The organism is Streptococcus pluranimalium (assembly GCF_047785745.1).
GTDB classification, from domain to species: domain Bacteria; phylum Bacillota; class Bacilli; order Lactobacillales; family Streptococcaceae; genus Streptococcus; species Streptococcus pluranimalium_B.
Genome location: NZ_JBLOJT010000065.1, coordinates 1 through 9,686 on the forward strand (window position 1 = coordinate 1; position 9,686 = coordinate 9,686).

Below are 9,686 nucleotides of genomic sequence, written 5' to 3' on the forward strand. Positions count from 1 at the left end.
AAAAACGGATTCTCATTGCACTAAACACTCAAAAAGAGAGAACCGGAACGATTCTCTCTAGATGTTAATTATAAGTCACCCACTACAGTTGACGAAGAGCCCTTTATTTTCATGTGATTAATATTGTTATCGCATGTTGCGCTTTAAGCGATTAGTCATCCTTATTTTGGTTTCCAAGATTTCCACCTTGATTTAGATTTGATTGACTATCTGTTTGAGGGCTATCTTCCTCATCGGTGTTTCCATTTTGTGATTCTGAAGCAGAATTAGCCGTAATATCAGAGGAGGAAGAATTGGAACTGCTATCAGAGCTGTTTTCATTAAGGGAGTTGCCATTAGTCGCTCCAAAGGTATTATTGGTATCGTAAGTATTGTAGTTGCGTAAGCTAGAATTTCCAGTATAGCTGTTTAAGTAGACGTAACTACCGCTTCGATATAGGCCATTGGGCATAATCCAATCCTCACTGTATCCCCCTGTCATGTAGGACATCATCGTTCGATAGACATCTGTCGCTGTATCAAGCATTCCACCATATAAAGGTGTCAAACGATTCCTATAACCAGTCCATACTGCCATGGAATATTTACTAGTGTAACCAACGAAAGTTTCATCAGGTGCCATAGTACCGACAGCGCTGTTGTAGATACCTGTTTCAGCTTCTATCTTAGCTAACTCATTATCAGAATAGTTTGAAGTTCCAGTTTTACCTGCTTGATATAAGCCACTAATAGCGGCATTTTTACCTGTTCCATAAGAGAGTACAGACTTCATCATATCAGTCATCATATAAGCAGTGGTAGCCTTCATTGCACGTTTGCCAGGAGCAGAATAATCTTCTTTTGTACCATCGTTAAACTCAATACGATTGATATACATAGGCTCATAGTAGGTACCACCGTTTGCAAAGGCTCCATAGGCAGCCGCCATTTTTTCACTACTTGCACCGTATTTTTGGCTATTGCTGCTTGTATTACTAGAAATCGCATTAGAATAATGCAATTCAGGATAATTAATTCCCAGACCTTTGAGGAAGCTTTGAGCGTTTTTCAACCCAACCTCTTCAAGCGCTCTAATGGCAGGAATATTACGAGACTCCTGGATAGCACGCTGGATAGTCATATTACCGTAGTACTTACGGTCCCAGTTATAGACTTGCTGGTCTGTTCCAGGCCATGTGTAGTAACTATCTTGAATATTTGCTGAAGTAGCTGAGTAAATGTTGTTTTCAAGAGCAGGTGCGTAATCGGTAATTGGTTTCATGGTTGAACCCCAGTCGCGATCGGTAAGAACTGCCTGATTGATTCCGAGGGAAACATTTTCTTGTTTACGACTACCTAATTGTGCAACAACATTACCGTTTGTAACATCCATCACAGTTGAGGCTACTTGGAATTTATCATCAGGGTAGTACACGTATGTGTCAGTGTTATAAATATCCCATAAGAATTTTTGGAAATCAGAATTAACGTTGGTGTAAACTTTTAAACCAGCTGTATAGACATCTTTTCCGGTCTTCTCTTTAACTTGGTTGATAACTTCTTTAAGATAGTTATCAAAGTAAGGCTCGTAGCTGGCCTCTTTTTTGAGTTCATTTAAACCATCATTAACAGGTGTTGCGATAGCAGCGTCATACTGTTCTTTGGTAATTTTTTTCAATTCATACATCTCTGATAGAACAGTGTCTCGACGGTGTTTAGCTGTTTCGGGATTAGTATATGGATCGTATTGGCTAGGAGCTTGGGGGATTCCAGCTAATAGAGCCACTTGAGCAATAGACAAGTCTTTTAAATCTTTTCCAAAGTATGACTTGGCAGCTGTTAACATTCCATAGTTACCATTTCCCATATACACTTTATTGATATAGAACGTTAGGATTTCTTCTTTTGTATATTCTTTTTCCATTTTATAGGCTAACCAACCCTCTTGCGCTTTACGCTTTAGGTTTTGGTCAGACTTGTTGGTAGAAAAATAGGCTAACTTTATAAGTTGCTGATCCAGAGTTGAGCCACCTTGCGTTGTGTTGCTTGTTAAGTTATTCCAAGCTGCTCCTAGGATACGGTAAATATCAATACCACGATGTTCAAAGAAACGATGGTCTTCAATAGAAGTGATGGCATTAACCAAATCAAGCGGAATGTTATCAGCCGTTACATTTTCTCGCTTTTCAGCTCCTAAGTCAGCGATAAGATTATTGTCGCTATCAAAAATAAGACTAGAAGTTGTTGATTTTAACTTAGTTTCAGATAGTTTGGGTGCGGTACTAGCATAAAAAGTAAAGAGGAGGCCGCCAATAACGACTCCTAAAATAGCCAGTCCAGCCATAGCTAAAAGGATATATTTGGCGATTTTTGAAATGTGATTCATTTTATATTCCACCTAAAAAATGTTGTTCAATAATGTCAAGATATGGAACTTGAGGGAAGCTTGCTAATGTTATAGCAAAACCGTGTTGTTGAATAAAAGTCAAAGGCATAGCCCGCTTACCACTCTCAACTTGATAAAAATCTATCAAGTGTTGAGCGGGTAAGTAGTAAGTTTGTTTTAATGTTGAAAAATGCATTAAAACAAAGCAAATACCCTTCTGGTCAATGACGCGCTTCATATGATCAATTTGATGATCGTGAAAATTTTTCAAAGGCATAGCCTTTTTCTGTCGGGTTTCTTTAGCTTCAAAGTCAATGTAATGACCTTTATAAACACCAGAATAATCCGTTGTTGATGCCTGTCTAAAATAAGCTTCGACAATCTTTGCCCGACTCCTTTTAGGATAATCAACTTTAACAATTTGTACAGGTGTCGGTTTTTTGTGGATAACTGCAATACCATGGACTAGATAGTAGTCATTGGTAGCATTGATAGCCGACTCAAAAGACATCCCCCGATTGGCAAAGTTGATTTTAGGCTCCTTTTCTAATGGAGTGACTTGTCGTGTTTTTTTAGAAATCCCATGAGGATAATTAACCATATTTCTCCTAAAGTATTTCAAATAATGGTAAGATAAACACGTACCATTATATCATATTTTTGAGAGGACAACAAAATTATGACCACTCTTTTAGTGTCTGGTTATCGCAGTTTTGATTTGGGAATTTTTAAGGAAAATGATGAACGTATTTTAATCATTAAAAAAGCTATCAGACGAGACTTAGAACGATTTTGTTCGGAAGGATTGGAATGGCTTATTTTCACAGGTAATTTAGGCTTTGAATTTTGGGTGTTAGAAGTTGCTAATGACATGAAAGACGATTATAACTTGAAGCTAGCCACAATATTCTGCTTTGCCAATCAAGGAGAAAATTGGAACGAAGTTAATCAAGCTAAATTAGCTGCTTTTAAGCAAGTTGATTTTGTAAAATATAGTTTTGAGGCTTATGAAAATCCTGGACAATTGAAGCAATATCATCAATTTCTACTTGCGAATACAGACCAAGCCTATTTATTTTATGACGCTGACAATGAAACAAATTTGAAATACTTGTACGATACGATGCTGGAATCAGATTATAAAGTCACTCAATTACGATTTGATGACTTAAATGATATTGCCATGGAAAATGAGTAATAAATAGCTTGAAGGTAGAGGAAAATGCTTGCTTTTTAATTCTATTTTCTGTATGATATTTTATGATTAAATGATTATTGTAGCAGTAGAATGACGAGTGTTGGAGACAAGAGAATGACCAGTATTATCAATACCCCTAAAAAAATCTTTGAAAAAGAATTTAAAAAAGTAATGCGAGGCTATGATCAGCGAGAAGTTGATGAGTTTTTAGATGATGTTATTAAAGACTATGAAGCCTATGCGAGCATGATAGAAGAGCTTCAAGCAGAAAACGAACAATTGAAGGCACGTCTGAAAAAAGTTACAGATCAGGCACAAGCAAGTAGAGAAGGCATCAACTTTGGTCAGAGAACTTCAGATGGTATTCAACATTTATCAGAAAGTCCTGTGACTAACTTTGATATTTTGAAGCGTATTAGTCGTTTGGAAAAAGAAGTTTTTGGTAAACAAATTACGGAATAATTTATTCCTGTGTGATTTTCGGATAATCGCGTAGTATTTTGATACTATGAGGAAAGTCCATGCTAGCACTGGCTGTGATGCCGGTAGTGTTTGTGCTAGGCGAAAAAATAAGCCTAGGGACGTATGATGATACGTTACGGCAGGTAAAATGGCTAAGTCCTTGATATGCCTTAGTAACCTTGAAAGTGCCACAGTGACGAAGTTTCTAGGGAAACCTAGAAAGTGGAACGCGGTAAACCCCTCAAGCTAGCAACCCAAACTTTGGTCGGGGCATGAGATAGCTGGAAGACGAACAGAACTATCTTGACTGCAACAGCAGTAGACAGATGATTATCGAGGAAGTTGGTTCCTAGTCAACTTCTGAACAAAACATGGCTTATAGAAAATTACATAATAGGTTTAGCTAGCTTAGGCTAGCTTTTATTTAACAGTAAAAAGTGAAAGAAGTGCTAATGAAAGAAAGATTTGAATTAATCGCCACAGCAGCAGCTGGACTTGAAGCGGTTGTAGGACGTGAAATCAGAGACTTGGGGATTGAGTGCCAAGTTGAAAATGGTAAAGTCCGTTTTCAAGGTGATGTTAAAACTATTATCAAGACAAATTTATGGCTTCGTGCGGCTGACCGTATCAAAATTGTTGTTGGACAATTTCCAGCTAAAACCTTTGAAGAGTTATTCCAAGGTGTCTTTTCTCTAGATTGGGATAATTATTTACCTTTAGGATCGACATTCCCCATTTCGAAGGCAAAGTGTGTTAAATCAAAGTTACATAATGAACCAAGTGTTCAGGCAATTACTAAAAAGGCCGTTGTTAAAAAACTGCAAAAGATTTACCATCGCCCAGAAGGTGTTCCTTTGATGGAAAATGGACCTGAATATAAAATTGAAGTTTCGATCTTGAAAGACGTGGCAACAATTATGATTGATACGACAGGTTCTAGCCTTTTCAAACGTGGTTATCGTGTTGAAAAAGGTGGTGCTCCGATTAAAGAAAATATGGCAGCAGCTATCCTTCTGCTCAGTAATTGGTACCCAGATAAGCCTTTGATAGACCCGACCTGTGGATCAGGAACATTTTGCATAGAAGCTGCGATGATTGGTATGAATATCGCACCAGGCTTTAATAGAACATTTGCTTTTGAAAGCTGGTCATGGGTATCTAAGGATTTGATCCAAGAGGTGAGAGATGAGGCAGAATCAAAAGCTAATTATGATATTGAGCTGGACATTTCAGGTTTTGATATTGATGGCCAAATGGTTGATATCGCTAAAAAGAATGCAGAAGAAGTTGGACTTGCAGATGTTATCAAATTGAAACAAATGCGTCTTCAAGACCTAAAAACCGATAAAATCAACGGTGTTATCATTTCTAATCCACCTTATGGTGAGCGACTCCTTGATGACAAAGCTATCGACATCTTGTATAATGAAATGGGTCGAACCTTTGCACCACTAAAGACCTGGAGCAAGTTTATTTTGACCAGTGATGAAGCTTTTGAAACCAAATATGGTAGTCAGGCGGATAAAAAACGAAAATTATACAACGGTACTTTGAAAGTTGATCTGTACCAATATTTTGGCCAACGTGTTAAACGTCAAGAGGCTAATTAGAGAGGACTTGTATGAGTAAAGAAAATGACAACTTAGACTTTGATAAAGCAAAAGATTTAACCATTGGTGAGGCTGTCAGAAAAGATGCTGAGATTAAAGCTGGTGTAAAAGATGAAGACAGCATCTTAGATAAATACATTAAGCAACATCGTGAAGAAGTAGCTTCTCAAAAATTTGAAACTAGAGAAGTCAATTTGGAGGAGTTGGATACAGCCACTTTGGATGACTTTATCAAGAAGCAACGAGAAGAAGTTGAAAATAGAGCGGTAGCATCAGAAGCTGCTATAACGGATGCAACTACTAGTATAGATACTGCAGCAGTGGCAACGGTTGTGGGACAAAATTCAGATACCGTTAAGGCTGACGAACAAGAGGGCGGTGCTTTATCGGAGGAAGCTGAAGATGATTCCATTTTGAGAAATTCGAGTGATCTGGATGGTAAGCCGTTCTATCAAAGGAAAACACCTATTTTCTTAGGTTTATTAGCACTCCTTTTAGCCATTTTTGGAACGGTCTTTGCTGTGAATCACTTCAATAAAAAAGAGACAAGTCCAAGTTCTTCAAAGGCATCAAGTAGCAGCCATAAACCTTTGGATTCATCTGGAAAAAATGCATCAGCACAGGCTATTAAAGATAATGAAGCCTTTAGCCTGATGTACGATGGTTTCTTCACTGATGACAAGGCGCTTAAACTCAAAAATAGTGAATTTGGAAAACTTCCTGAGTTAGAAGCAGCCCTTAAAAAATTAGACGGTACAAAATTCTATGACGCTGCCAAGGAAAAATATGATAACTTAAAAGAGCAAATTGATGGTATTCAGGCTGTCAATGCGAAGTTTGACAAAGATGTTATTGTTGATGGAGAATTAGTTGATTCGGCAAAACCTAAGGCGGATGCTAACTTTGATGACTTACCAGTTGAAACGTTAAACACAGGAAATGCTAGGTTAGATAATCTATTGCAAAAAGCAGTAAAAAAAGGTCGAGATGAATTGAAAGGTATTAAAGATAGCAGTTCTTCAGAAGCAGAAGCTAGTCGCCAATCAAGTATTGCAGCTAGTGAAAGTGCTTCAAAAGCAGCTGAAGAAGCTGCGGCTGCTTCTCAAACGGAAAATCAAAAAGCTAATCAGGCACCGGCTAGTCAGTCAGTAGCCCCAGCCCCAACTGCACCGACGACATCTTCTTATGGAATCTCGAATTATGATAGTAGTAGTCTTCAGAGACATCTTAGTCGTGTTCCTTATAATAACGCAGCTATCGCAGATTCTGGAAATACTGCATGGAACTTTGCTCCTGGTATTTTAGAAACGGTTGTTGGAAAAGCTCAAGCGCGTGGAAATATTTCAGGGAATAACTACATCCTTGAGCGTGTTAATATTATTAATGGCAATGGTTACTACAATATGTTTAAACCTGATGGAACTTATTTGTTCTCAATCAATGCTAAAACAGGTTACTTTGTTGGTAATAAGCCTGGTAACGCTGATGCTTTAGATTACTAAAAAAGAGGATTTTTCCTCTTTTTTTGTTTTAGACGATATGGCGTGTGAAGGGATCATCTGAAATTCCTTTTTCTAGAATTAATTTTGCCCATTCTTTGGCAGAAAACAAACTATGATCCTTATAATTTCCACATGATTCAATAGTTGTTCCTGGCACATCTTCCCAAGATGTGACATTCGCAATTTCTTGAAGAGAAGATTTGATGACACTAGCAATTTCTGTTGCGTCTTGTTTTCCCCACATAATCATGTGGAATCCAGTACGACATCCAAAAGGAGAACAGTCGATGAGTCCATCAATACGCTCACGGATAAGCTTGGCTAGTAGATGTTCAATAGTATGTAAGCCAGCAGTTGGAATGGAATCTTCATTTGGTTGAACAAGTCGAATATCAAAGTTAGTAATGATATCCCCAGCAGGACCGGATTCTTCAGAGATAAGACGTACATAAGGTGCCTTAACGATAGTATGATCTAATTCAAAACTTTCAACGATAACTTCTTTTGACATAAGCGCCTCCATTTCTTTCTAAGATTATCATACCATAAATACTAAGAGAGAGCCGTTAATGAAGCATTCTAGTTTGCGTTAGAACAAGATTTTAGCATGGTTTCATAAGTTATCTGAGGATAATTATTACAAAAATAGCGGATATTCCTTCTGTAAATCTGAAAATAAGGGTAAAGACTTATCATCGAGCTGTGCGAATTCTTACTGAGAGATTATCGCGATGAAGGCTATTAATCTTCTCTTGCTTTTCTTAGTTCAGAAATCTTGCTAGTCTTAAAAAAGTTTACGAATCATAAAGCAATGATTATGGCAATAAGATGGTTAAATCCTTCTAATTTTTCATTGTATAAAGTCTTAAAATATGATAGACTTAAAAGTGGTTTTGACTAGATTGAAACCTTAGAATTTTGAGGTAAATAAGATGTTGCAAGTTATTATAACATTGATTTTTGCCCTCATTGGTTTAGCTGTTGGTTACGCTATCATGACGATGAAGATGAAGTCTTCAACAGAAGCAGCGGAATTGACATTATTGAATGCTGAACAGGATGCTGTTAATTTGCGAGGGAAAGCAGAAATGGAAGCTCAAGCAATTCGTCAAACAGCTGAAAGAGAAAGCATTGCTCATCAAAAAGAACTTCTCCTAGAAGCAAAAGAAGAAGCTAGAAAATATCGAGAAGAAGTTGATCAGGAATTTAAAGCTGATAAACAAGAGCTGAAGGAAAGAGAAAATCGTTTAACAGAACGAGCCTATTCACTTGACCGTAAGGATGAGAATTTAGCTACAAAAGAAAAAACACTCGAATCTAAAGAGCAAAGCCTTTTTGATAAATCTAAACATATCGATGAACGTGAAAATCAAATCAGTAAATTAGAGGATGAGAAACGTGCGGAATTAGAGCGTGTAGGTCATATGACCATCGCTGAAGCGCGTGAAGTTATTTTGATGGAAACCGAATCTAAGCTAACGCAAGAAATTGCAACTAAGATTCGTGAATCAGAACAAGAAATCAAAGATAAGTCTGATAAAATGGCAAAAGACTTGTTATCACAAGCTATGCAGCGTATGGCTGGTGAGTACGTTACGGAACAAACTATTACGACGGTTCACTTACCAGATGATAGCATGAAGGGACGCATTATCGGGCGTGAGGGGCGTAATATCCGCACACTCGAAAGTCTAACAGGGATTGATATCATTATTGATGATACACCTGAGGTAGTGGTTCTGTCTGGCTTTGACCCAATCCGTCGTGAAATTGCTCGTATGACTCTGGAAGCTTTGATTGCTGATGGTCGTATTCATCCTGCTCGTATCGAAGAGTTGGTTGAAAAGAATCGTCAAGAACTAGATAATCGTATTCGTGAATATGGTGAAGAGGCTGCCTACGAAATTGGAGCTCCTAATCTTCATCCAGATCTTATCAAGATTATGGGACGATTGCAGTTTAGAACATCCTTTGGTCAAAATGTTCTTCGCCACTCCGTTGAAGTTGGTAAGCTAGCTGGTATTATGGCAGGTGAGTTGGGTGAAAATGTTTCACTTGCTCGTCGTGCAGGGTTCTTGCATGATATGGGGAAAGCTATTGACCGAGAAGTGGAAGGTAGTCACGTTGAGATTGGAACTGAGTTTGCTCGTAAATATAAAGAAAATCCAGTTGTTGTCAATACTATTGCCAGTCATCACGGTGATGTAGAGCCAGATAGTGTGATTGCAGTTCTAGTTGCTGCAGCAGATGCTCTTAGTTCAGCACGACCAGGTGCTCGTAATGAGTCAATGGAGAACTACATCAAACGTTTACGTGATTTAGAAGAGATTGCTTCAAGCTTTGATGGTGTTCAAAATAGTTTTGCTCTTCAAGCTGGTCGTGAAATACGTATTATGGTTCATCCTAAGAAACTAAGCGATGATCAGGTGACAATTTTGTCGCATAAAGTAAGAGAAAAAATTGAAAATAATTTGGATTATCCAGGTAATATCAAGGTTACGGTTATCCGTGAGTTCCGTGCTATTGATTACGCCAAATAGTATAAAAGA

General features: G+C 37.8%; 8 protein-coding genes and 1 other RNA gene. 6 read left to right on the top strand and 3 right to left on the bottom strand.

Features of this window, described 5'->3' with window-relative positions; all coding sequences use genetic code 11:
* Positions 1-151: 151 nt before the first annotated feature.
* Positions 152-2,365, bottom strand: coding sequence for a penicillin-binding protein PBP1A (gene pbp1a, locus ACMZ6U_RS07265; RefSeq protein ID WP_416107518.1), 2,214 nt, complete (start codon positions 2,363-2,365; stop codon positions 152-154).
* A gap of 1 nt (position 2,366) precedes the next feature.
* Entirely contained in the window at positions 2,367-2,966 is a 600-nt protein-coding gene (recU, locus tag ACMZ6U_RS07270) for a Holliday junction resolvase RecU (RefSeq protein WP_416107520.1), read from the bottom strand.
* Positions 2,967-3,044: 78 nt separating this feature from the next.
* Between recU and ACMZ6U_RS07275 the strand changes: the two genes are divergently transcribed.
* From ACMZ6U_RS07275 to ACMZ6U_RS07295, 5 genes are all read left to right on the top strand, one after another.
* The gene (locus tag ACMZ6U_RS07275) at positions 3,045-3,563 is read left to right on the top strand and encodes a DUF1273 domain-containing protein (protein ID WP_416107522.1); all 519 of its coding nucleotides are present in this window, start codon (positions 3,045-3,047) and stop codon (positions 3,561-3,563) included.
* Positions 3,564-3,677: 114 nt separating this feature from the next.
* Positions 3,678-4,025, top strand: coding sequence for a cell division regulator GpsB (gene gpsB / locus ACMZ6U_RS07280; RefSeq protein ID WP_416107524.1), 348 nt, complete (start codon positions 3,678-3,680; stop codon positions 4,023-4,025).
* 14 nt (positions 4,026-4,039) lie between these two features.
* Positions 4,040-4,409: RNase P RNA component class B (gene rnpB / locus ACMZ6U_RS07285), an RNA gene on the top strand.
* A 68-nt stretch (positions 4,410-4,477) separates the two neighbouring features.
* A complete protein-coding gene (locus tag ACMZ6U_RS07290; RefSeq protein WP_416107525.1) occupies positions 4,478-5,635 on the top strand; it encodes a THUMP domain-containing class I SAM-dependent RNA methyltransferase in 1,158 nt (385 codons plus the stop codon).
* A gap of 11 nt (positions 5,636-5,646) precedes the next feature.
* Positions 5,647-7,137: a cell division site-positioning protein MapZ family protein gene (locus tag ACMZ6U_RS07295; RefSeq protein WP_416107527.1), complete on the top strand. Its 1,491-nt coding sequence runs from the start codon at positions 5,647-5,649 to the stop codon at positions 7,135-7,137.
* A 28-nt stretch (positions 7,138-7,165) separates the two neighbouring features.
* On the opposite strand, the gene ACMZ6U_RS07300 is transcribed toward ACMZ6U_RS07295, so the two are convergent.
* Complete coding sequence (locus ACMZ6U_RS07300; protein ID WP_316606204.1) at positions 7,166-7,648, bottom strand: S-ribosylhomocysteine lyase; 483 nt, start codon at positions 7,646-7,648, stop codon at positions 7,166-7,168.
* A gap of 421 nt (positions 7,649-8,069) precedes the next feature.
* Here ACMZ6U_RS07300 and ACMZ6U_RS07305 point away from each other — a divergent pair, with 421 nt between their 5' ends.
* Positions 8,070-9,677, top strand: a complete 1,608-nt coding sequence (locus ACMZ6U_RS07305) for a ribonuclease Y (RefSeq protein WP_218653593.1) — start codon at positions 8,070-8,072, stop codon at positions 9,675-9,677.
* Positions 9,678-9,686: the final 9 nt, after the last annotated feature.

Excerpts from the sequence above, each read along its gene's own strand:
- pbp1a (WP_416107518.1), bottom strand. The coding sequence starts at position 2,365 with ATGAATCACATTTCAAAAATCGCCAAATATATCCTTTTAGCTATGGCT.
- recU (WP_416107520.1), bottom strand. The coding sequence starts at position 2,966 with ATGGTTAATTATCCTCATGGGATTTCTAAAAAAACACGACAAGTCACT.
- ACMZ6U_RS07275 (WP_416107522.1), top strand. The coding sequence starts at position 3,045 with ATGACCACTCTTTTAGTGTCTGGTTATCGCAGTTTTGATTTGGGAATT.
- gpsB (WP_416107524.1), top strand. The coding sequence starts at position 3,678 with ATGACCAGTATTATCAATACCCCTAAAAAAATCTTTGAAAAAGAATTT.
- ACMZ6U_RS07290 (WP_416107525.1), top strand. The coding sequence starts at position 4,478 with ATGAAAGAAAGATTTGAATTAATCGCCACAGCAGCAGCTGGACTTGAA.
- ACMZ6U_RS07295 (WP_416107527.1), top strand. The coding sequence starts at position 5,647 with ATGAGTAAAGAAAATGACAACTTAGACTTTGATAAAGCAAAAGATTTA.
- ACMZ6U_RS07300 (WP_316606204.1), bottom strand. The coding sequence starts at position 7,648 with ATGTCAAAAGAAGTTATCGTTGAAAGTTTTGAATTAGATCATACTATC.
- ACMZ6U_RS07305 (WP_218653593.1), top strand. The coding sequence starts at position 8,070 with ATGTTGCAAGTTATTATAACATTGATTTTTGCCCTCATTGGTTTAGCT.